Origin of the sequence: Synechococcus sp. SYN20 (assembly GCF_014279555.1) — a bacterium.
Classification (GTDB): Bacteria; Cyanobacteriota; Cyanobacteriia; order PCC-6307; family Cyanobiaceae; genus Synechococcus_C.
This window is the reverse complement of the sequence record NZ_CP047959.1, coordinates 488,093-509,827: the sequence shown is the minus strand read 5'-3', so window position 1 is coordinate 509,827 and position 21,735 is coordinate 488,093. Positions and strand designations below refer to the sequence as shown.

Annotated in this window: 22 protein-coding genes and 1 tRNA gene; 17 read left to right on the top strand and 6 right to left on the bottom strand. The window is 56.1% G+C overall.

Features of this window, described 5'->3' with window-relative positions; all coding sequences use genetic code 11:
* Positions 1-37: 37 nt before the first annotated feature.
* The gene (locus SynSYN20_RS02605) at positions 38-547 is read right to left on the bottom strand and encodes a septal ring lytic transglycosylase RlpA family protein (RefSeq protein WP_186524619.1); all 510 of its coding nucleotides are present in this window, start codon (positions 545-547) and stop codon (positions 38-40) included.
* A gap of 337 nt (positions 548-884) precedes the next feature.
* Between SynSYN20_RS02605 and purM the strand changes: the two genes are divergently transcribed.
* Entirely contained in the window at positions 885-1,925 is a 1,041-nt protein-coding gene (gene purM, locus SynSYN20_RS02600; RefSeq protein WP_186524618.1) for a phosphoribosylformylglycinamidine cyclo-ligase, read from the top strand.
* Positions 1,926-2,063: 138 nt separating this feature from the next.
* Positions 2,064-2,696 (top strand): histidine phosphotransferase, encoded by a 633-nt coding sequence (locus tag SynSYN20_RS02595; protein WP_186524617.1) that lies wholly within the window; start codon positions 2,064-2,066, stop codon positions 2,694-2,696.
* Here the strand turns inward: SynSYN20_RS02595 and SynSYN20_RS02590 are convergent.
* Entirely contained in the window at positions 2,684-3,643 is a 960-nt protein-coding gene (locus SynSYN20_RS02590; RefSeq protein WP_186524616.1) for an aldo/keto reductase, read from the bottom strand. The genes SynSYN20_RS02595 and SynSYN20_RS02590 overlap by 13 nt on opposite strands.
* On the opposite strand from SynSYN20_RS02590, the gene SynSYN20_RS02585 reads away from it, so the two are divergent.
* Both SynSYN20_RS02585 and SynSYN20_RS02580 read left to right on the top strand, forming a co-directional pair.
* A complete protein-coding gene (locus tag SynSYN20_RS02585; protein ID WP_186525746.1) occupies positions 3,606-3,872 on the top strand; it encodes a hypothetical protein in 267 nt (88 codons plus the stop codon). The two genes, SynSYN20_RS02590 and SynSYN20_RS02585, sit on opposite strands and share 38 nt — an antisense overlap.
* Before the next feature lie 4 nt (positions 3,873-3,876).
* Positions 3,877-4,389 (top strand): hypothetical protein, encoded by a 513-nt coding sequence (locus SynSYN20_RS02580; RefSeq protein WP_186524615.1) that lies wholly within the window; start codon positions 3,877-3,879, stop codon positions 4,387-4,389.
* A gap of 116 nt (positions 4,390-4,505) precedes the next feature.
* Here the strand turns inward: SynSYN20_RS02580 and SynSYN20_RS02575 are convergent, their stop codons facing one another.
* Positions 4,506-5,279, bottom strand: coding sequence for an ion transporter (locus SynSYN20_RS02575; RefSeq protein WP_186524614.1), 774 nt, complete (start codon positions 5,277-5,279; stop codon positions 4,506-4,508).
* 497 nt (positions 5,280-5,776) lie between these two features.
* A tRNA-Cys gene (locus SynSYN20_RS02570) sits at positions 5,777-5,847 on the bottom strand.
* 54 nt (positions 5,848-5,901) lie between these two features.
* Between SynSYN20_RS02570 and SynSYN20_RS02565 the strand changes: the two genes are divergently transcribed.
* Both SynSYN20_RS02565 and SynSYN20_RS02560 read left to right on the top strand, forming a co-directional pair.
* Positions 5,902-7,131, top strand: a complete 1,230-nt coding sequence (locus SynSYN20_RS02565) for a lipid-A-disaccharide synthase-related protein (protein WP_186524613.1) — start codon at positions 5,902-5,904, stop codon at positions 7,129-7,131.
* A gap of 20 nt (positions 7,132-7,151) precedes the next feature.
* Positions 7,152-7,421, top strand: coding sequence for a hypothetical protein (locus SynSYN20_RS02560; RefSeq protein WP_186524612.1), 270 nt, complete (start codon positions 7,152-7,154; stop codon positions 7,419-7,421).
* A gap of 37 nt (positions 7,422-7,458) precedes the next feature.
* Here SynSYN20_RS02560 and SynSYN20_RS02555 read toward each other — a convergent pair whose 3' ends face one another.
* On the bottom strand, positions 7,459-8,103 hold the full coding sequence (locus SynSYN20_RS02555; RefSeq protein WP_186524611.1) for a ribonuclease D: 645 nt from the start codon (positions 8,101-8,103) through the stop codon (positions 7,459-7,461).
* A gap of 125 nt (positions 8,104-8,228) precedes the next feature.
* Between SynSYN20_RS02555 and SynSYN20_RS02550 the strand changes: the two genes are divergently transcribed.
* Genes SynSYN20_RS02550 through SynSYN20_RS02540 form a run of 3 tightly spaced genes read left to right on the top strand, consistent with a single transcriptional unit; the run spans position 8,229 to position 10,102 of the window.
* On the top strand, positions 8,229-8,612 hold the full coding sequence (locus tag SynSYN20_RS02550; RefSeq protein ID WP_186524610.1) for a helix-turn-helix transcriptional regulator: 384 nt from the start codon (positions 8,229-8,231) through the stop codon (positions 8,610-8,612).
* A 30-nt stretch (positions 8,613-8,642) separates the two neighbouring features.
* Positions 8,643-9,197, top strand: coding sequence for a cofactor assembly of complex C subunit B (locus SynSYN20_RS02545; protein ID WP_186524609.1), 555 nt, complete (start codon positions 8,643-8,645; stop codon positions 9,195-9,197).
* A gap of 5 nt (positions 9,198-9,202) precedes the next feature.
* Positions 9,203-10,102, top strand: coding sequence for an N-acetylmuramoyl-L-alanine amidase (locus SynSYN20_RS02540; RefSeq protein WP_186524608.1), 900 nt, complete (start codon positions 9,203-9,205; stop codon positions 10,100-10,102).
* Here the strand turns inward: SynSYN20_RS02540 and hemF are convergent.
* Positions 10,029-11,114, bottom strand: a complete 1,086-nt coding sequence (hemF, locus tag SynSYN20_RS02535; RefSeq protein ID WP_186524607.1) for an oxygen-dependent coproporphyrinogen oxidase — start codon at positions 11,112-11,114, stop codon at positions 10,029-10,031. The two genes, SynSYN20_RS02540 and hemF, sit on opposite strands and share 74 nt — an antisense overlap.
* A 114-nt stretch (positions 11,115-11,228) precedes the next feature.
* On the opposite strand from hemF, the gene SynSYN20_RS02530 reads away from it, so the two are divergent.
* The 8 genes from SynSYN20_RS02530 to SynSYN20_RS02495 all read left to right on the top strand — a co-directional run bounded on the left by SynSYN20_RS02530 (position 11,229) and on the right by SynSYN20_RS02495 (position 21,719).
* Positions 11,229-12,311, top strand: a complete 1,083-nt coding sequence (locus SynSYN20_RS02530) for an Mrp/NBP35 family ATP-binding protein (RefSeq protein ID WP_186524606.1) — start codon at positions 11,229-11,231, stop codon at positions 12,309-12,311.
* 2 nt (positions 12,312-12,313) lie between these two features.
* Positions 12,314-13,585 (top strand): rod shape-determining protein RodA, encoded by a 1,272-nt coding sequence (gene rodA / locus SynSYN20_RS02525; protein ID WP_186524605.1) that lies wholly within the window; start codon positions 12,314-12,316, stop codon positions 13,583-13,585.
* Positions 13,586-13,592: 7 nt separating this feature from the next.
* A complete protein-coding gene (locus tag SynSYN20_RS02520; RefSeq protein WP_186524604.1) occupies positions 13,593-15,002 on the top strand; it encodes a sensor histidine kinase KdpD in 1,410 nt (469 codons plus the stop codon).
* A gap of 93 nt (positions 15,003-15,095) precedes the next feature.
* Entirely contained in the window at positions 15,096-15,527 is a 432-nt protein-coding gene (locus SynSYN20_RS02515) for a photosystem I reaction center subunit II PsaD (protein ID WP_186524603.1), read from the top strand.
* 47 nt (positions 15,528-15,574) lie between these two features.
* Positions 15,575-17,107, top strand: a complete 1,533-nt coding sequence (locus SynSYN20_RS02510; protein ID WP_186524602.1) for an anthranilate synthase component I family protein — start codon at positions 15,575-15,577, stop codon at positions 17,105-17,107.
* The gene (gene gshA, locus SynSYN20_RS02505; protein WP_186524601.1) at positions 17,104-18,249 is read left to right on the top strand and encodes a glutamate--cysteine ligase; all 1,146 of its coding nucleotides are present in this window, start codon (positions 17,104-17,106) and stop codon (positions 18,247-18,249) included. Before SynSYN20_RS02510 ends, gshA begins: the two co-directional genes overlap by 4 nt.
* The gene (gene ppc / locus SynSYN20_RS02500) at positions 18,246-21,257 is read left to right on the top strand and encodes a phosphoenolpyruvate carboxylase (protein WP_186524600.1); all 3,012 of its coding nucleotides are present in this window, start codon (positions 18,246-18,248) and stop codon (positions 21,255-21,257) included. The genes gshA and ppc overlap by 4 nt, the downstream gene beginning before the upstream one ends.
* Entirely contained in the window at positions 21,258-21,719 is a 462-nt protein-coding gene (locus SynSYN20_RS02495; RefSeq protein ID WP_186524599.1) for an N-acetyltransferase, read from the top strand.
* The last annotated feature ends 16 nt before the right edge of the window (positions 21,720-21,735 follow it).

Here is a 21,735-nt window from a genome sequence, read left to right as displayed (position 1 = left end):
CGTTGAAGTTCATGCAGGGATTGACAAACCTGAATGCTCAGCGGAGCACCTCGAGGCGCACTTGAGCAATGCCGCTTGACACCAACCCAAGGTGCTGAGCGGCGCCATGGGCGATATCGATGACGCGATGGCCACTGAATGGGCCCCTGTCATTAATTCGTACGATCGTTTCTTTGCCGTTTCTGAGATTCGTCACCTTCACTTTCGTTCCAAAAGGCAACGTGCGATGCGCTGCGGTCATGGTTCCTGGCCTGAACACCTCTCCATTGGCGGTGCGATTGCCAAAAAAGCCAGGTCCATACCAGCTGGCTTCTCCCGTTGAGGTGGAAACAACCAACGTTTTGACAGGTTTCGGCGGAGCGACGGCAGGGGGAGGAGCCACCGCCGGGGCTGTTGGAGCAGAGGCCTGAACGGACTCCGAGCTCAAGGGTTCGAAAGGGTCGTAGAGATCAAGGGTGGGTACATCACGCGCCAACACTGGAAACAGGGCAAAGCCTGTAGCGAAGAGCCCAGTGGCGAGCGTTGCTAAGGGGAAAGATCGGTGCATGCAAGTCGATGGTTCGGACTTCTTAGAGCGACCCTTGCCCGAAAACAAAGCGGAAAAGGTCGTCTGGTCCGAACGATCTCTCGTTTCAAACTTTGAGCAAGCTAAAAACCTTTTTCAATCTTGTTCAGGAACGCTGAGACATCTCGCTTGGACGAAATCGTTGACGCAACCCTGAGATCTCACACCCGCACAGGGCTGCACAACACAACAGAACGAATAACGCATTAGGGAGCCTGATCTCAGAGAAAAGCCACACTCATCAATGGCTCGGACGATCTCAGATCAGGCACAGCACGAGCCATGAAAGAGGAGGATCATTGCAGTGAAGCATTTTTGAATGGACTACAAAACCGCTGGGGTCGATGTGGAGGCGGGGCGCGCCTTCGTCAACAGAATCCGCAAGAGCGTGGAAGCCACGCACCGGCCAGAGGTCGTGGGCGGACTCGGTGGTTTTGGCGGCCTGATGCGCCTTCCCGAAGGCCTAAAGAAACCTCTACTGGTCTCGGGGACCGATGGTGTTGGCACCAAGCTTGAACTTGCTCAAGACCATGGCGGTCATCACAACGTGGGAATCGACCTCGTGGCCATGTGTGTCAACGACGTGATCACCAGTGGGGCTGAACCCCTATTTTTCCTCGACTACATGGCCACAGGAGCGCTGAGCCCTGAAGCCATGGCCACCGTGGTGGAGGGCATTGCCGAGGGATGTCGCGTGAGTGGTTGCGCTTTGTTGGGTGGCGAAACCGCTGAAATGCCCGGGTTTTATCCACCAGGGCGTTACGACTTAGCAGGCTTCTGCGTGGCCGTTGTGGATGAGGAGCAATTGATCGACGGTCGGCAGATCCGAGCGGGCGATCGCATTTTGGGCATTGCCAGTAGCGGCATTCACAGCAATGGCTTCAGCCTGGTCCGCAGGGTTCTCGCACAAGCTGGTGCCAATGCTGAAACCACATTCGGCCCCAGTGAACAACCTCTGATCGAGACCTTGCTCACTCCCACACAGCTCTATGGGCGGCTTGTGAAAACCTTGCTCGACGCAGGAACGCCCATTCATGGAATGGCCCACATCACAGGAGGAGGTCTTCCTGAGAACCTGCCGCGTTGCCTTCCACAGGGCCTAAAGGCAAGCGTGGACCCATCGAGCTGGACACGTCCGGCGATCTACAACTGGTTGCAGTCCTACGGCGACATCCCCGAGCGGGACCTCTGGCACACCTTCAATCTCGGAATTGGATATTGCTTGATCGTTCCTGAAGAAGGGGTTTCTATGGCTGAGAAAGCATGCGAATCGGAAGGGATTCAGGCCTGGAGCATCGGACGTATCGAAAGCTCACCAAGCGGCGATGGAGACGGGTCCGTCTTGGGACTCCCAGCATGAGGTCCGCTCCATCCCTAACAGTTGACGTCAGCTCCTGAAACTGGCTGGACTCTCAAGCCTTTTTAGGGTTTAAATCGTTAGTGTTGATAGAGCACTTCGGCATCAGCCGCAAGAAGAGCGTTAAATCTTTAACTAGAAATGGCTTTCGATAGAATTCAAAGGACGACTCGTAGAAGAGCTTCTGCTGGTCCTACGCCTCCCCGCAGGCCTCTTGGCGGAAATTACGACCGTGCATCAGGGCATCGGCAAGGGCCAAGGCCAACTTTTTTAGCCCTCAAAGATCATGGAAAAGTCTTTGTTGCAGACATGCCCTTCCTATCGGACGGACAACTCGCAAACATCACGAAAGAAGCTGCCGAAGTGCTCGAGAGCCTCGAGCGCAGGATTGTTGAACTTGAAGAGATTGCTGATCAGCCGATTGCCGACCGAGACACCCTGATCAAAGCGTGTACCAAACGCGATGTGACGCATCGCTTCCTACGCGCGATTGAAGATGAGCAACAGCAACGCCGTGAGAACCCTGCTGTCCTGAGTGCAGCGGGTGAGTCTCTACCGAGAACGTTCCTAGAGATTGCCAGACATCGTTTGCCAGGAGCCACATTCGATTCTCTGCTTCAGGAAGCTTTGAATGCCTGTGAACAATCCAAGGCGCAGGAGGAAAGTGAAAGTTCCAGTGCATCCCCGGTAAAGGTCATTCCCTTCCAGAGCAAATCATCGTCCTTGCCAGTGGTTGTGAGTCCAGATCCTGATCCTGCTGATCAGGCACTCTGAAATGGATTTGCTGGCATGCGCGCCAATGTTCGTTCACTGAGTTGATCCAACGCTTGCCTCTCGGTTGTATTCAGCGACCACTTCAACGCGGCTGCCGCATCGAGAGCTTGGGCTGGGCGCCGTAGCCCCGGAATCGGGCACGCTCCGTGGGCCCGGCACCAATTCAAAGCCACTTGTGCCATCGAGGCGCTTCGTTTTGCAGCGATCTCACCCATCACAGAACGCAAATCCTCACTGGCCGGCAGCAACCGCTGAAACAACCTTGAACGCAGCACCGTTGAGGTGGTGCCTTGCACGCCCGAAGGAATCGCCAAAATCCCTAGGGCTAGGGGGCTATAGGCCAACAACTCCACACCAAGCTCCTGGCACACCTGCACCAACTCGCCACGCAAGACCGGTTCAGGTGCGAGCAAAGAAAGCTGAACTTGAACGCTCTGAAGGCGGATCCCTCTGGTCAAGAGATGCCCATGCAGGAAGCGAAGACGCTTCGGGCCCACGTTGGACAAGCCAAGTTCTGGCACCAACCCTTGCTCCACGAGGTCCCCAAGCCCATCGAGCAGAGGCAACTCTTGCCAAGGGGCATACCGAGCCGTGCTCCAGTGCAATTGGATTCGATCCAAATGCCCTCCCAACCGCTTTTGACTGGCATCAAAGGCACGCTTAAAGCCGCCGCGACCCAGCCGCCAAGGGAATGGAGCCAGCTTGGTGGCCACCTTGAGCCGCCTGGACTGAGCAGGATCCATGGCGCGGAGGAACTGACCCAGCAACAGTTCGCTACGCCCATTGAGGCGACCCGTGCCGTAGGAATCGGCAGTGTCTACAAGCGACAGTCCGCCTTGAACAGCTGCGCTCAGCGTGGCCTCAAGATCGGGATCGTCGCGCTCTGGTTGGTAACCCCACAGCAATTGGTTGCCCCAGGCCCAAGTTCCAAATCCGATTCCCGTCACGCCGGCCTTTCACTCTGCACGCCATGATCGCCATAAAGCAGCGCTCGCCATGGCATCGATCGCAGAATCCATCATCAGTACAAGCAAAACAGCTGGGGATGACACAGATGGAACAGGGGATGGCATCACAACTAGCCAAACTGAAAAGGTCCTCTGTCCCCACTGCCGTCGGACTGCCTCCAACGGCATCCGATGCATGGGCATCTGTGTAGCCGACAACGATTACTAAACAGATGCTCGATCGCTCATTCTCTCTGCGCCTCAGCACCTTCCTCCTGCTGAGCAGCATGCTGAGCTTTCCGATCAGGGGGGCTGCCGATCCGAATCCCAAGATTGGCCGCTACGAAACCGATACCAAGGAGTGTTCCTATACCGACAGCACGCAAGACAGCATTCCTTGCATCACCTTGCAGCTAAAAGGACGAAGTCCATCCGTTGTAGCGGTGCAACTCATTAGTCAAGGCACCACCGAAAATTCCCGTAGGCAGCTCACGTTCGTGACCTTCACAACGCAAGGAGAATCGCCTTTGACATGCAGCACTGGAACCTGCCGCCTAGATGCCGAGTCCTGGCAAAGCACGGTCTCAAGCGTGGCAGAGGCATCCTTCAACTCCAATGGAATTGCCACAGGCTTACCCAAAGCTTGGGCCGCTAAAAGCGGAGAATGCAGCTTAAAAAACCGAGTTTTACGCTGCAGCGCTTTGCACTTCAATGGCGAGATCTATCAAGCGGAGGCCCATCTCTAGGCTTCGAAACTTTTGCATTCGACTGGATCAAACAACGCAGAACCAGCACCCTCAACGGCACCCTTAGAGCCCTCCCCAAAAGCCTCACGATTCGAGACAGCTCATCAGCAAGGGGCTCAACCATTCTTGGAATCTAAATTCGCTTTTTCCAAACTCAAAGAATCGGTAAAGCCAGACGAAACAATTCCGATAGGAATAGCGATGACTGCAATGCCAAACAATGCCGTGATTGCAGCAACAATCTTTCCCGCTGCAGTTTCTGGAGACACGTCGCCATAGCCAACCGTTGTTACGGTAATCACAGACCACCACAGACACCTGGGAATGGAACCAAATTGCTCAGGCTGAACACTTCCCTCAACCAAATACATCAAAGCACTACTAAGACTAATAACCACAGCTGAATAAATTGCCGAAATTTGCAGCTCTTCCTTCTTCGATGCGATGGCATGATTGAAATGCCTTACGCTTTTCTGAAAACGCTTAGAACGCCCTATTCTTCCAATTCGCACAAGACGAATCACGCGAAGAAGATAGAGCTCAGGAGTAATAAAACCCAGAATCGTTGGCGCAATCGCGACAAGATCAAGAATTGCCATTGGAGTGATTGCAAAGTCCAAAGCTCCTCGCAATCCCTTACGAGCCCCATCTCTTAGCGGTGCAATCCACAGACGGAAAAGATATTCTGCCAGGAACAAGATTGCAACAACGAGATCTAATTTTGCCAAAAGATCAAGATGAGGGCCACGAATCACTGGCTCTGTCGCAAGAATTGCCAGAACTATTGAAAAGACAATCAAAACACCAATCGCTTTGACAACGAATGTGCTCTTTCGACCACTTTCCCCTTCCCCAAGCAAAATATGAACCCTAGTCCTAATATTTTTCACCCAATCCGCCTGTCAAAGTGCATTTATTTTGATACCGAAAACCCTCAACGACCACTCAGCCGCTAGGACAACCGAACCCCAATTGACGGCATTCCGTAAGCACAAATACTCAGCCACTCACGTAGAAAGGGGTGGTCGCATGAGAACGACTCAGGCCTCAGGAGATCGAACTCTCCTGGGGCCTTTTTTTTGCTTGCCCCATGTCCTCCAGCGCGTTATTCACAAGAGCTTCTTCCTTAAGCCAAACCGCCATCCCTGACCTCATCGCAGCCCTCTGAGGAGACACAAGCCAATCGCAAGATCAACACTTTCAGCTCACGAAGATCTGGGAAGATGCCTGAAAGGAGAAGAGGCGCAAGCTCCTGAAAAACCCTCAAACGACAAGACCACAATTCATCCCAAATGAGACAGATTCTGAGCAAAAAAATTGAGGATTTTGCGTAGCGTGGGGATACGCAAAACAATAAAAAGAACCCTTTCGGGCCTATTGAGTTCAAAGGCGGCACCCAGATTCGAACTGGGGATAAAGGATTTGCAATCCTCTGCCTTACCACTTGGCCATGCCGCCGTTCAGGGAGCGTCAACTCCACAAACGGATCGTATCAGCGAGGGTTCAGGGTCTTTGCTCATCATCAGCAATGGACACGGGGAAGACCTCATCGCCTTGAGGATCATCGAGGCACTGCGCAACCAACGTCCGCAACTAACACTGAAGGTGTTACCTCTCGTGGGAACAGGGGGAAGCTTCCGGACCGCCACGGAACAAGGCTGGGTTCAACAAATTGGACCCTCTGCGCCGCTTCCAAGCGGCGGTTTTAGCAATCAAAGTCTGCGGGGCCTCCTTGCGGATTTAATCGCCGGACTACCCCTTCTCACCTGGCAGCAATGGCGATGCCTGCGCAAGCACCGATCAGAAATCGACGCCGTCCTTGCTGTGGGAGACCTGCTACCGCTCTTGATGGCGTGGGGTTCGGGACGCCCCTTCGGCTTCGTTGGCACCCCAAAAAGTGATTACACCTGGTCCAGCGGCCCTGGTCGTCACCTCAGCGACAACTATCACGCTCTTAAGGGAAGCGAATGGGATCCCTGGGAGTGGCTGCTCATGCGCAACAAACGCTGCCGTTTGGTGGTAACCCGTGACCGCTTAACCGCTCGAGGGCTACGCAGACACGGGGTCCGCGCCGAAGCCCCTGGCAATCCGATGATGGATGGGTTGAGCAACGCAACCGCCCCTGCCAGCCTGAATCGCTGCAGGCGCATCCTGCTGCTTTGCGGAAGCCGAATGCCAGAAGCAGAGCGCAACTTCAGCCGTTTGCTGCTCGGGTTGGCACCGTTGCCCAGCGACCGACCGATTGCCGTGCTGGTTGCGCTTGGCAGCACGCCAGGCCTTCAATCCCTTGGGTCAGAACTCAAGCGTCAAGGGTTTCGATCCAGTCCGCCACCCAGTGATGCCTTGCGGGCAGGAGCCTGCTGGCTGAAGGGGCATGTTCTTGTCTTGTTGGGACCCGGTCAGTTCGACCGCTGGGCTCCATGGGCTGAGGTGGGCGTGGCAACGGCAGGAACAGCCACCGAACAACTCGTAGGGCTGGGCATTCCCGCTCTCTCCCTCCCAGGAAAGGGGCCTCAGTTCACCCAAGGATTTGCAAAACGCCAAAGTCGCTTGCTCGGTGGAGCTGTGCGTTCTTGTCAATCGAGCCATGAGCTCAACACACGCCTGAAGCAGCTCCTCGAGGATCCTTCCCTGAGATTGAAAATGGGTCAAAGAGGTCGCCAACGCATGGGCCCTGCCGGGGGCGGTGAAGCCATCGCGAAGCGAGTTCTGATTCAACTGCCGCTCGGCCACGGATACTGAGAGGCAATCGTCCTTCAGCCATGCCCGCGATTCAGGACCATGACTACCTCAGGCTCTGCGCGGAATTGGCCACCCACCTTGGCATCAGCCAGTCATCAGCGCGCCGCAGAGTTGAACTCGCCGCAAGCAAGCAAGGTGCCAAAGATTTGACCTCTCGCAAAGAGGTGGCCGCAACCCTGCTTACAGACGCACAAAACGAACGTTCAAAGGGAGAACACGATCAGGGGCAAGTCCTCGACCGCTTGCTCGAAGCAGAGCCCCTGGACGAAAAATTCATGCTGGAGGATTGATGTCTAGATCAACAAGGGCTGCAGAACGTTGAGGTCATCAATGTTCAAACGTCTGGGTGAAACGAAAGCGATCGAGATCGGACATCACTGGTATGCAAGCGAAGCAACGCTCGGCCAACTCCCACCGTCCCTCACGCTGCAACATCTCCTTCAGGCGGTCTCGGGCTGGCAGTAGGTAGCGCGCATCATTAGCCGCATAGGCGAGCTGTGTCTCACTGAGTTCATCCACACGCCCCCAATCACTACTTTGGGCCTGCTTATCCAGCTCCACACCCACTAGCTCCATCACCACCTCTTTGAGACCATGGCGCGGGCTGTAGGTGCGGGCTAATCGGCTCCCCACCTTGGTGCAGAAAATGGGATTTACTCTGATGCCCAAACCGGTTGCAAGCGCCGCAACATCAAATCTGGCGAAGTGGAACACTTTTTCAATCGAGGCCCGCTCCATCAACGCTTTAAGGCGTGGAGCCTCTGTTTGCCCCAGAGCGATGCGAATACAAGACACCTGATCTTCGGCATCACAGATTTGAACCAGGCAGAGACGATCCCGTCCGTGAATTAAACCCATGGCTTCCGTATCCACGGCCAAAGCGGTGGCATGGCTGTAGCGATCCGCCCAGTCCGCATCAAGATCGCCATCGAAAACAGCAAACGTTCGAGGCTGTGCGGAGAGGTCAGTCATGGCAATAGAGACGTGGGACGCAGCTCTCCACTTTGACCGCTTGTCCGCACGCAGAATGATTTCCCATTCGCGGCTTGAAAATCAAACCGAGACCGAGCTAGACCAATCTGAGATCGATCGGCTTTATGCTCCACCGTCGCAACGCCACTCACAACTGCCTGGCCGATATCGAACATTATTTTCAGCAACCACCGCCACTGTTCTTAGATCTCGAACTTGCGGTGTGCTGGATCGTGGACTGTCTGCTTCAACACGACAGCTACCCCTCTGGACTGCTCCAAAGATTGCAACGGGAACACCCACAGTTGCGCGTTTCTGAAACCGTTCTGCACCAGGCCGTTGATTTTCTGAATCAGCAAGAACTGCTCGATTGCTACAGCAAGCGTTGCCCAAGCCGCGGCCGTCCTCGCCGCATGCTCCATCTCCATGACGAAGCCAGAGCTGAGGCTGAGCGGTTAATGGAACCATGGCATCGCTGGCTCCACGAACATGACCCCGTTACCACCTAGAACAGGTGGATTACAGACCAAGCGCGGCGGATGCCAACCACACAGACGTCCACATTGTTGCTGACTCTGCTGCTGGCGATTGGACTGGTTTTCTTCTTGCGAGCCGCCAGCAAAGATCGCACCACAGTGGTGGAGGTGCACTCGCCGCGCCCCGCACTTGAAGTGATGGAAGGCCTCTGCGCATGGCTCGAGAGTCGCGGCTGGATTCGCGATGGCGGCGATGCTGAGCGTTGTTTGCTCGAATATCGCGGGCGTGTGGCCTCCAGTAACCCCTTAGCGGTGTTGCTCTCCATCCTGGGCGGGGTTGGTGCAGGTTGTCTTGGACTGGTGCTGCGAGAGCTCAACCCATCGCTCGGATGGTGGCCGGTCGCGCTCGTCCTGCTTGGGCCTCTCGCCGGTTGGATTTACAGCCGACGGGCGGCGCGTCAGGAGGGGATCCAAATCCGTTTAATAGAACCATCGCCCCAAGAAGGCAGCACCCTCAGGCTTCGCGCGCATAGGGACGAATTGATCGCTCTTGAGCTTGCTTTAGGGGAGCCCCTTCAACTCGCCAGTGATGGCTCCTTGCTCTCCTCCCCCATCTGAAACCCATGCCCCCCATTCCGGCCTGGATGCAACGCAAACGGGTCACCATCCCGATCAGCGTCATCCTGCTGTCCATGGTCGCCCAGGTTCTTTCTCAGGCAAAAGAGCAGAGCCTCTTGATGCAAGGCAGCGCCGCTGCGAAGTCGGACGGCACTCTTCCACCACAACCGGTCTGCCCAACCCCGGCCAACCCTGACCCTTTATTAGGGGCTAGGACCCGTAAGCCTGGCCGCTGGGTAGGAACCACCCCCATGGCGAAAAACTCCCCGATTGTCGTCATGGCTGGGCATGCCGACTCCCAAGGGATGGACAGTGCAGGCACCCCTGGATTTGCCGTTGGCATGAAAAGGCAAGCGCCGATGGATGCACGCATGCGCGACGAGCTGTATTGGAATTTGAAGGTTCAAGCGGCAGTGGTTCGTCTGGGGAAAGCAAGAGCTCTCAAGATCAGTGCCTACAACCCACCGGCTCTCACGATCCGGAATAACAACCACCCCAAGACCAACTGGTCGCAAGCGAGGGTGCGTTCAGCCAAAGGCGATTACATCCTCGAAATTCACTTCGATGCCTATAGCCCCTATGGATTCGGCTCAGGCTTAATTCCTGCACTTAACAGACCCCTCAACACGATTGATGAAAGTCTTGGCAAGGCCTTTGGGCGCTTCCCCAGATTGTTCCGAGGTGGATTAGGCGGGCCCCGACGGGGAATCGGCATTCTCGAAATTGGAATGCTGGAACCACCACTCGAGCAAAAGCTCCGCAATCCCAACACCCAACGCCAAACGATCGATTGTTTGGCGCTACGCGTGGTGGATGCTTTAGAGAAAGGCGTCAATCAATCGCCTGATGAGGGCGGCAACGGTCCTCAAGGGTCGGATCCTCAAACCAATTCTGCGGACGGGTAAACAGATCAGTGAGTAATTCCTCCCGTGATCCTTCTGGGGCTCGGTAGCCGTACTGCCAGCGGGCCATCGGCGGAAGAGACATCAAAATCGATTCAGTACGACCGTTGGTCTGAAGTCCAAAAATCGTGCCCCGATCCCACACCAAATTGAATTCCACATAGCGGCCACGGCGGTAGAGCTGAAATTGACGCTCTCTCTCTCCATAGGGAAGCGGATTGCGCTTCTCCACAATCGGCGTGTAAGCAGGCAAGAAGGCTTGTCCACAGGCCCGCGCAAGATCGTGCAGCTGATCCCAACCGAGGCGACATGACCCGATCTCAGCGGCTTGACGCGCCGCAGGCCCCTCTGGATCCTGCCCCCGATACAAACGACCACTGCCGTCTTGGTAGTCGTAGAAAATCCCGCCGATGCCCCTTGTCTCCTTGCGGTGCTTCAGGAAAAAATATTCATCGCACCAAGGCTTAAACACCGTGTAGAGCTTGGGATCGATGGAGTCACAGGCCCGCTTGTGCTCTCGATGGAAGTGACGGGCATCCTCAAGAAATGGATAAAAAGGCGTGAGATCAGCACCACCTCCAAACCACCAAACAGGGCCCGCCTCGAAGTAGCGATAGTTCAAGTGAACGGTCGGGATGAAGGGATTGCGCGGATGCAACACCATCGATGTTCCCGTTGCGAACCAGGGATGCCCCTTGGCGTCAGGCCGCTGCTTAAGGATCGATGGTGGCAATTCTTTGCCGTGCACCTCAGAAAAATTCACCCCTCCCTGTTCAAACACCCGTCCTTCGGTCATCACCCTCGAGCGCCCGCCACCACCTTCTGGACGATCCCAACTCTCTTCCTGGAAATGGGCGTTGCCATCCAGTTGCTCAAGACCAGCGCATATTTCATTTTGAAGGCCCTGAACCAGCGCGCGGGCTCGCGCGCGGGAATCAGTCGGTGGTCGCTCCCCCGTGGCATCCGAGGAGAGCAAGATCTTGCCCTTGAGGCGCTTGAGTAAAGAGCGAACCATAAAAAGGCGATCAACAATCAATCGACCATTTCAGCCTGACACCGGTCCCGACAAGCATGTGTGAAGGACTGTCATGGGCGACGCCCCTAGGATCCACTCCAAAGCAACAGATGCATGGCCACAGCAGAACAGGCAGCTGAGTTGCTCAAAGGGATTGTGGATGCAGGCAGCAATCGATCTGTTGTGGATCTCGGTTGGCTGGATCGCGTACGCGTTGACCCACCCCGGGCGGTGCTCCGTCTCAATCTCCCTGGCTTTGCCCAAGGGCAACGGGACCGCATCGTCGCTGAAGCACGAGAACGCCTCCTAGCTCTTGAATCCATTCAAGATGTCCAAATTGAAATTGGCACCCCACCCCCACCGTCTCAAGGTGGAATAGGTCAAGCCGGTCATGGCCAAGCAGCTGAACGGCAGCCCATCCCTGGTGTCAAACAGGTGATTGCCGTAAGCAGTGGGAAAGGAGGAGTCGGCAAAAGCACAGTGGCGGTCAATCTCGCTTGCTCACTGGCAAAACAGGGACTCCGTGTTGGCTTGCTCGATGCCGATATTTACGGGCCTAACGCTCCGATCATGCTTGGCGTTGCTGATCAAACCCCTGAAGTCAGTGGATCTGGTGATGATCAGCAAATGATCCCACTGGAAAGCTGCGGAGTTGCCGTGGTCTCGATGGGGTTATTGATCGAGGAAAACCAACCGGTGATCTGGCGCGGACCGATGTTGAACGGGATTATTCGACAGTTTTTGTATCAAGTGAACTGGAGCGAGCGCGATGTCCTGGTTGTGGATCTTCCTCCCGGAACTGGCGATGCCCAGCTTTCGCTTGCACAGGCCGTTCCAATGGCTGGAGTGGTGATTGTGACCACTCCACAAAAGGTGGCGTTGCAGGATGCCAGGCGTGGCTTAGCCATGTTTCTTCAGATGGGGGTCCCGGTTCTTGGTGTCGTCGAGAACATGAGTGCCTTCATCCCACCAGATCAGCCCGACAAGACCTATGCCCTGTTTGGATCAGGAGGTGGACAAACATTGGCTGAAGCCTTCGACGTTCCTCTCTTGGCCCAGATCCCGATGGAAATGTCCGTGCAAGAGGGAGGTGATCAAGGCCGTCCCGTTTGCATCAGCCATCCCGACTCCGCAAGTGCGCAGGCCTTTAGAGAGCTGGCTGAGACCGTTAGCAACAGCCTTCAGGCGATCAGCTGAGCATGAAAATGGGCCCGATAAGTCGTGAACCTGGCCTGTTCACCCTCAACCGGCAACGCAAAGGCTGGCGACTCAAGGAACCGGTGTTATGGGGTGTCCCCCTCGCCATGGTGATGGTGGCGGGTCTCTTGATCGCAAGCACCCAGCGCCAAGCGGATTACGCCGACTGGTATCACCACTGGATCACGGCCGCTGTCGGAGTTGTCATCGCTCTGGTGACAGCCAGGCTTCCATTGCTGCGGTTGAAACCACTGCTGATTCCGATTTACGCCATCACGGTGATCAGCCTGGTCGCCGTTCGCTTAATCGGCACTACTGCGCTGGGCGCTCAACGCTGGCTCAGCATTGGCGGGGTGCACGTGCAACCGTCAGAGTTCGCAAAATTGTCGGCCATTCTTTTGCTGGCGGCGGTGCTCGATCGGCACCCTGTCGAAAGACCTGTCGATCTTCTGCGTCCGTTAGGAATCATCTCAATTCCTTGGTTACTGGTATTCATCCAGCCCGACCTCGGAACATCGCTTGTGTTTGGGGCTCTACTTCTCACGATGCTCTATTGGTCGGGCATGCCGATTGAGTGGCTCATGCTGCTGCTCTCTCCCCTCGCTACGGCCTTGCTCGCGGGACTGTTCCCCTGGGGACTGGCTGCCTGGGTCCCGTTAACGATGATCATTGCCTACCGATCGTTGCCATGGAAACGGGTGGCGCTTGCACTGGTGATGATCGTGCAATCTGCTGCGGCCCTCGTCACCCCTTGGCTGTGGATGCACGGCTTGCAGGACTATCAGCGTGATCGCCTCGTGCTGTTTCTTGACCCAGCAAAAGATCCCCTCGGAGGCGGCTACCACCTGCTGCAAAGCACCGTTGGCATTGGATCGGGAGGCTTGTTCGGGATGGGGCTGCTACAAGGGCAACTCACTAAATTGCGCTTTATTCCTGAACAGCACACCGACTTCATCTTCAGTGCTCTGGGAGAAGAGACTGGATTCTTAGGCACGATTTTGGTTGTTATCGGATTTGCACTGTTGATGGGCCGCCTGCTTCAGGTGGCCGGGCAAAGCCGTTCAGATTTCGAATCGCTCGTGGTGATTGGCGTCGCCACCATGCTGATGTTTCAAGTTGTCGTGAACATCTTCATGACCATTGGCCTTGGTCCTGTTACTGGCATCCCCCTTCCGTTTATGAGTTATGGCCGAAGCGCAATGGTTGTGAATTTCTTAGCCCTAGGACTGTGTCTTTCGGTGTCGAGGCGCTCCAAACGGTCCCTGAACCGATGAGCCAGTGATGTTGCTCCAGAGCATTCACCAACAGATGGCTCAGGGAGTGAGCACGGGATGCTCCGATGACTCGACGGCGCGGCGCATGTGGTGGGCTGCGTTGGAAACGCTTCAAGAAACGCTCCTCCAGAACGAAGAAGCACCGGCTGGTATTTGGCTTGCGGCCCCCCTACCAGCTCTCTATGCCCCCCAACTTCTGAACTGCCTGCAAGGTTGGGTCTGGGCACCTGAGGCACTCGGAGCCCTCACATCGCCCAGCACAAGCCTCCTGCCTCCAGACCTCTCAAGAGCTCGCCAGAGTCATGCAAGCACAACCCATTGCTTACACACATCAACCTTCAGACGCTTGCCGCTTCACGAAAGCGACAGCCATGACCCGCTCTTGGTGGTCATCACAGCCAAAGTGCAAATCGCCCTAGCCCTTCATGGAGGATCAAGCCAACGGCAGTTGCTCATGCGCAGTGAGCCTGAGACCCTTGGCAGCGTGCTTGGCCTGATCGAACAGAGGCTGAAACTGGATGCCCCCGATCAAGCACTGGCTCTTCATCAAGCCCTCGAGGCGCTTGGCCCTCTTGAAAGCAGCAGTGCCCTAGGCCAAACGTTCTGGCCAACCCTGGCCGCGCGACTCGCGAGCATGGCCCCCACCGTGACGTTGCAGGCGTCAACATCAGCTCCCGCTCACAGCCATCAGCAGCCACAAACGACGAGTGAACAGGGATCGGCGGCGAATAAAGCCGATGAAGAGTTGTCCTTGCTTGAAGCAATCGCCCACGAAGTGCGGACACCTCTCTCGACAATTCGCACCCTGATCCGATCTTTGCTGCGGCGCAATGACTTACCAGAGACAGCCATCAAGCGCCTTCAAATGATCGATACCGAATGCAGCGAACAAATTGATCGGTTCGGCCTGATCTTTCAAGCGGCAGAACTACAACGCCAACCAGAAGGTCCCTCTGTTTTGGCTCAGACTGATCTAGGCAGGATGATCAGTCTGTTGACGCCCTCGTGGGAACAGCAGCTCCAGCGACGGGGCATTGAGCTGAGCCTTTCAATTGCCAGCAACCTTCCTTCCGTCCTCAGTGATCCAAGTCGCCTGGAACCAATGCTCGGAGGCCTGGTGGATCGTTGCAGTCGAGGTCTGCCCAGTGGAAGCCAGCTCTTGCTCACCCTTCAACCCGCTGGAGCTCGCCTCAAGTTGCAACTGCACGGTCAGAGTCCTGCAGAACGTGGAGAGGCGGTCGCCAGTCCAGAACCCATCGCCCAGCTTGGCCCCGTACTGAGCTGGAATCCAGACACGGGAAGTTTGCAGCTCAGTCAGACCGCGACCCGGCGCTTACTGGCCCGGCTAGGAGGGCGACTCACCCAGCGACGAGATCGCGGTTTGACCGTATTTTTCCCGTTAGCCCCGCATTGTTGACGGGTATGAAGTTTCCAGGTCAGAAGGGCGATCAGGCCCTAACCGCGATGCTAATTTTTTGGCATCACGGCATGCCGAATTTCGAGGACCGCTATGACAGCATCCGCCTTAACCGGTCAGCTCCCCCAGTACATCGGCAGCACCGGCGGCCTGCTCAATTCCGCTGAAACGGAAGAAAAGTACGCCATCACCTGGACCAGTAAGAGCGAGCAAGCCTTCGAACTCCCCACAGGTGGAGCCGCGGTGATGTCTTCTGGCGAAAACATCATGTATTTCGCTCGCAAAGAACAGTGCTTGGCCTTGGGCACCCAACTCCGCACCAAATTCAAGCCCAGGATCGAAGACTTCAAGATCTATCGGATCTTCCCTGGTGGCGACACCGAGTTCCTGCATCCATTGGATGGCGTCTTCTCAGAGAAAGTGAATGAGGGACGGCCCATGGTTGGCCATAACCCAAGAAGAATCGGCGCGAATGTCGAGCCTTCCAGCATCAAGTTCAGCGGTCGCAACACATTCGACTCCTGATCAGCGTTTGGCCATGATGCCCAGCGGTCGGTTGCGACAATCACCTCATGCTCAGCCCCGACCGCTCCGCCTTTTTTGAAGCCGCCCGCTGCGGGGCCACGTTTATTCCCGTCGCCCATAGCTGGCCCGCTGATCTGGAAACCCCTCTCACCACCTGGCTCAAGGTCGGTGAAGGCCATCCGCCCGGTGTCTTACTCGAATCCGTCGAAGGTGGCGAGAACCTTGGACGATGGAGTGTGATTGCCTGTGATCCCCTGTGGACACTCTCAGCCAGAGGGGACGCTCTGACGCGCCGCTGGCGAGATGGCCACGAAGAGAGCTTTCAAGGCAATCCCCTAGAGGTGCTTCGAGAATGCACCAATGCTTATAAGCCGGTCTCTCTTCCAGGCCTGCCACCTCTTGGGCAGCTGTATGGGATGTGGGGATATGAGCTCATCCGTTGGATCGAACCCAGCGTTCCAGTGCATCAAGCCGACGAGAACGCTCCGCCTGACGGCGTTTGGATGTTGATGGACAGCATCTTGATCATCGATCAAGTGAAGCGTTTGATCACGGCAGTCGCTTACGGAGATTTGAGCGGTACAAGGGCCGCGGCCAAAACCGCAGATCAAGCCTGGGATGGTGCCATGGGTCGCATCCATGCGCTTGAAAACCAAATGGCATCACCTCTGCCTCAGGTGCGTCCTCTGCGCTGGAAGCCTGCGGCGAGGCCTACACCAGAAACAGAAAGCAATCGATCTCCTGAGGATTATCAACAAGCCGTTGCCACGGCTCAAGAACACATCGCCGCAGGAGACGCCTTCCAGCTCGTGATTAGCCAACGTCTGGAAACTCGCGTCTCTCAGCCCCCCTTAGAGGTCTATCGGAGCTTAAGGATGGTCAATCCATCCCCCTACATGGCCTTTTTTGATTTCGGAGATTGGTACCTGATCGGTTCAAGCCCTGAAGTCATGGTCAAGGCCGAACCAGACCAAGGAGGCATTCGTGCCAGCCTGAGGCCCATCGCCGGCACGCGCCCACGCGGGCGCAATGAACTGGAAGATCGAAATTTTGAAGTCGATCTGCTTGCTGATCCCAAAGAACGGGCGGAGCACGTGATGTTGGTGGACCTTGGACGCAATGACTTAGGCCGGGTTTGCACCGCTGGCACGGTGGAGGTCAAAGAGCTGATGGTGATCGAGCGCTACTCCCATGTCATGCACATCGTGAGCCAAGTCGAAGGACGCTTGGCTCAAGGTCGAGACATCTGGGATTTGCTGATGGCCTCGTTCCCGGCGGGAACGGTGAGCGGCGCGCCAAAAATCAGGGCCATGCAGCTGATCCATGAGTTAGAACCCGATGCTCGAGGGCCTTACTCCGGCGTCTACGGTTCTGTAGATCTAGCCGGCGCCCTCAACACGGCTATCACCATTCGCACGATGGTGGTCCGTCCTCACCCTGAGGGGGGGTGGAAGATTCAAGTGCAAGCCGGCGCTGGCGTCGTCGCCGATTCCGACCCTGCTTCTGAGTATCAAGAAACCCTGAACAAGGCCCGCGCCATGCTCACCGCTCTCGCTTGCCTTGAGGATGCGAAGTCATGATCCAAAAACTCAGACTCAAAGGATTTGAAGTGGAGCTGTTCACCGGTCGAAGCACCGGTGAAAACGTTGGTGTAGCAGAGCTGGTCAAGCAGGATCTCACTGAATTTTGCGTGGAGCCCGACCACCGCAATCTGGAATACATCACAGAGCCTGAATCCGATTATGGAAAACTCAAAGAAGCCCTTCTGGCCCCGCGCCGGCGCCTACGAACTTGGCTTGCAGAACGTGATCTCACCTTGCTCCCAGGCAGCACTCTCACCTTGGGAGATGCCACGCGATTTGAACGATCCAATCCAAACGACCCATATCACGACCTAATCGAAGCCACCTATGGCACCACGGTCGTCACAGCCAGCATCCATATCAACTTGGGGATCAGTGAACCGGCCGATTTATTTCCCGCTCTTCGGCTTGTGCGTTGTGAAGCAGCCCTTCTGCTTGCTCTGAGCGCTAGTTCACCCTTTCTCAACCGCCAGATCACCGGCGCTCACTCACAACGTTGGCTGCAATTCCCCCTCACTCCCAAACACGTTCCTTTGTTTCGCGATTTAGAGCATTTCGTGGAATGGACTGACACCCAGCTGGTGGAGGGGCGCATGCACAACGTGCGTCATCTGTGGACGTCCGTCCGTCCCAATGGTCCACAGCGGCCCTTTGACCTCAACCGGCTCGAGCTACGGATCTGCGATTTGGTCACCAATCCAGATCTGCTGCTGGCGATTACTGCCCTGATGGAACTGCGCGTGTTGATGTTGCTTCGGGAGCCCGATCAACTCGACCCCTTCAAGGCAAGTGACCTGAGCGCCGACCAGCTCATGGTGCTCAGCGATCGCAATGATGCCGCTGCTGCCAGGCATAGCCTCGATGCGCAGTTGCATGACTGGCGTGATGGTCGCCAACGGTTATGTCGTGACTGGCTCAAGTACATGATCAATGCCGTGATGCCTGTAGCGCACGAGCTTGGCCTTGCATCTTGCCTGTCTCCTCTCGAAGTGGTTCTCGCGGAAGGGAATCAAGCCATGCGTTGGCTCAAAGGAATCGAGAGTGGACGCAGCCTTGAAGACGAATTCCGCACTGGAATTCTTGCGATGGAACAGGAAGAACAGCCGGTCGACCGATTCCTCGCTGACGCTTTGGGATGATCATGATTCCATCTGATAGCGGTTTCCCATCGATGCATTCGTCCTCAGCCCTGATTCCTGAGAGCACACAGCCCAGGGCTGATGGCAACGAAGCGGGTGGAGGACAGCTCCTGCAGCAACGTCTTGCTCTGGTTGAAGACCTGTGGCGAACGGTTCTGCGCAGCGAATGTCCACCGGAGCAGGCCGAGCGACTTCTGAGCATGAAGCAGCTCAGTGATCCGGTCCTTCCTGGCGAGCATCCAGCTGGAACCGATGCACTGATTGATCTCATTAAGGAGATGGATCTTGCCGAGGCCATCGCTGCCGCAAGAGCTTTCTCGTTGTATTTCCAGCTCGTCAACATCCTCGAACAACGCATCGAAGAGGACACCTACCTCGAGAGCATTAATCGATCCCAGGACCAGGCAGAGCAATTCGATCCCTTTGCCCCGCCTTTAGCCACCCAGACCGAACCGGCAACGTTTAGAGAATTATTTGAGCGCCTGAGACGACTCAACGTTCCCCCAGCCCAGCTTGAGAACCTGCTCCAAGAACTCGATATCCGTTTGGTCTTCACAGCCCACCCCACGGAGATCGTGCGCCATACCGTGCGCCATAAACAGCGACGCGTTGCCAGTCTCCTGCAGCAACTTGAAACGCAGCCACTGACACCCTCAGGGGCTGCGGACAGCGTGCGACTTCAACTTGAAGAAGAGATTCGGCTTTGGTGGAGAACCGATGAGCTCCATCAGTTCAAGCCATCGGTTCTGGATGAAGTGGACTACGCCCTCCATTATTTCCAGCAGGTTCTGTTCAATGCCATGCCGCAGCTGCGGCGTCGGATCGTCGCGTCTCTTGCTGCCAGCTATCCAGACGTGAGGGTTCCTTCTTCATCGTTCTGCACGTTTGGATCATGGGTGGGATCCGACAGAGACGGGAATCCATCCGTCACCACTGAAATCACCTGGCGTACAGCCTGTTATCAGCGCCAACTAATGCTTGAGCGGTACGTCAGTGCCGTGCAACACCTTCGCAATCAACTCAGCATTTCCATGCAATGGAGCCAAGTGAGTGCTCCACTGCTCGAATCCTTGGAAATGGACCGACTGCGCTTCCCAGATGTCTATGAGGAGCGTGCCACCCGATACCGGCTTGAGCCCTATCGGCTCAAGCTCAGCTTCGTGCTTGAGCGCTTACGTCTCACACAGTTGCGCAACCAGCAACTGGCTGATGCTGGTTGGCGAACCCCACCTGAAGGATTGCCATCTAGTACTCCAGGTAACGCCCCAGGTGATGCTCTTCACTACGGCTCGATTGCTGAGTTCCGTAGCGAGCTCGAACTGATCCGCACCAGTTTGGTCAACACAGATCTGAGCTGTGAACCCCTCGACACCCTGCTCACGCAAGTGCACATTTTTGCGTTTTCACTAGCAGGTCTCGACATCCGGCAAGAAAGCACGCGACACAGTGATGCGCTCGACGAAATAAGCCGTTACATCAATCCAGATCGTGCCTACGGAGAGATGGACGAGGCGGAGCGGGTGGCCTGGTTGATGGAGGAATTGCAAACGCGTCGTCCCTTGATTCCACCGGCTGTTAGCTGGTCTGCGGCAACAGCTGAAACGGTGGACGTGTTCCGGATGCTGCACCGTTTGCAGGATGAATTCGGCAGCCGTATTTGCGGAACCTACGTGATCTCGATGAGTCACAGCGTCTCCGATTTACTCGAGGTCCTTCTGCTCGCAAAAGAAGCGGGATTGGTTGATCCATCATCCCGCCATGCCGACCTCCTTGTCGTCCCACTGTTCGAGACCGTGGAAGATCTCCAGAAGGCTCCTGAGGTCATGGAGCAACTGTTCCAGACCCCCCTCTATCGAGATTTGTTGCCCAAAGTCGGCACCCAGGGGCTGCTTCTACAAGAGCTCATGCTCGGATACTCCGATAGCAATAAGGATTCAGGGTTTCTCTCCAGCAACTGGGAGATCCATCAAGCCCAGATCGCCTTGCAAGATTTGGCATCTCGTCAGGGCATTGCCCTGCGTTTATTCCACGGGCGTGGCGGGTCCGTCGGGCGTGGTGGTGGCCCGGCCTACCAAGCGATCTTGGCTCAGCCAAGTGGCACTCTGCAGGGACGCATCAAAATTACGGAGCAAGGCGAAGTCCTGGCCTCGAAGTACAGCTTGCCGGAGCTGGCCCTCTACAACCTTGAGACAGTAACCACCGCAGTTGTCCAAAACAGCCTGGTGACCAACCAACTCGATGCAACACCGAGCTGGAATGAATTGATGTCCCGGGTCGCCAAGAGCTCACGGCGCCATTACAGGGCCTTGGTGCACGACAACCCTGAACTTGTCGCCTTTTTCCAACAGGTCACTCCCATCGAGGAAATCAGCAAACTGCAGATTTCCAGTCGCCCCGCACGAAGGAAAACAGGCGCTCGGGACCTTTCCAGTCTGAGGGCCATTCCCTGGGTGTTCGGTTGGACCCAGAGCCGCTTCCTACTCCCCAGCTGGTTTGGAGTTGGTTCAGCCCTTAGTGAAGAGCTGGAGGCCGATCCAGACCAACTCACGTTGTTGCGCACCTTGCATCAGCGCTGGCCTTTCTTCCGCATGCTGATTTCCAAAGTGGAGATGACCCTCTCCAAGGTGGATCTTGATTTAGCGCGTCATTACGTGACCAGTTTGGGCAGTGCTGAGAACCACGAAGCGTTTGAACAGATCTACACGACAGTGGCCGAGGAATACGCACGAACGAAGGAGCTTGTGTTGGCCATCACAGGCCAGGAGAGGCTTCTTGATGCCGATCCCGCCCTGCAGCTCTCGGTTGATCTACGCAATCGCACGATCGTTCCGCTTGGTTTTCTTCAAGTTGCGTTGTTGCGCCGACTGAGAGATCAAAACCGTCAACCACCCATGAGTGAATCGCCCAGCAGCGACGGAGACGGACGCACCTACAGCCGTAGCGAGCTCCTGCGCGGTGCACTTCTAACCATCAACGGCATCGCTGCAGGCATGCGCAATACAGGCTGAGTGTCACCGCTTCCCTTCCGGCAGCAAGCCGCTGCACCAAGACTGCCTGCCCATTACCGGTTGCAGACTGAGCCCCATCCGAGCGGTGAGGCAATCAACGCGCTGCTGATCTCATGCGGTGAGCCCACTCATCCCGAGGAGCGTTGGTCCTTAGCTCTTAGTCGCAGCCTCTGGCAGCTCAGCATCGTCGACGAGCGCGATCAAACGCTGGTTGGCTTCATTCGAGCCACGAGCGACCTGGCCTTAAATGCCAATCTCTGGAACCTCGCCGCCTGTCCTGGCGACGACCAGAACGCGCTACTAAACGCCTTGTTGTATCACGCCCTTGCACGCTTAAAAAAAGAATTGCCAGGATGCAGCATCTCGATCTCCGCACCCGCAATTGCACTTGAGGGATTGAAAAAACAAGGGTTTATCCTTGACCCTGGCGGGATTCGCGCCATGGGCTTGAGGCTCCGATAAAGGCTGGAGCCTGAAC